Origin of the sequence: Bartonella sp. CL63NXGY (assembly GCF_042194905.1) — a bacterium.
Taxonomy (GTDB): domain Bacteria; phylum Pseudomonadota; class Alphaproteobacteria; order Rhizobiales; family Rhizobiaceae; genus Bartonella.
In genome coordinates this window covers 1-251 of record NZ_JBHINK010000145.1, presented here as the reverse complement: position 1 = coordinate 251, position 251 = coordinate 1, and the positions used below count along the sequence as shown (strand labels likewise).

Annotated in this window: 1 protein-coding gene; it reads right to left on the bottom strand. The window is 40.6% G+C overall.

Annotated features, from left to right (window positions below; translation table 11 throughout):
• On the bottom strand, positions 1 to 251 hold a 251-nt coding region (locus ACFIK0_RS09785; RefSeq protein WP_375663973.1), incomplete at both ends, for a glycerophosphodiester phosphodiesterase family protein.

Below are 251 nucleotides of genomic sequence, written 5' to 3'. Positions count from 1 at the left end.
AGATTTTCATCATGTAAAACAACAAACTGGTGATCCTTCGTTTCGTGAACATCCATTTCAACGTAGGTCGGGTGTAATTTATGAGTTTTCTTTAACGCTGGAATCGTATTCTGAACACCATTTTTCTCAGCTACTCCCCGGTGTGAAATCGTCACTGGCTGCTTTAGCTCTGCCCCTTTCAAGTAATAAACATTATTCAAGACTGCTAATCCACCAATTAGAGCAAACAGCACTGCAAAAGTTGTCCACTC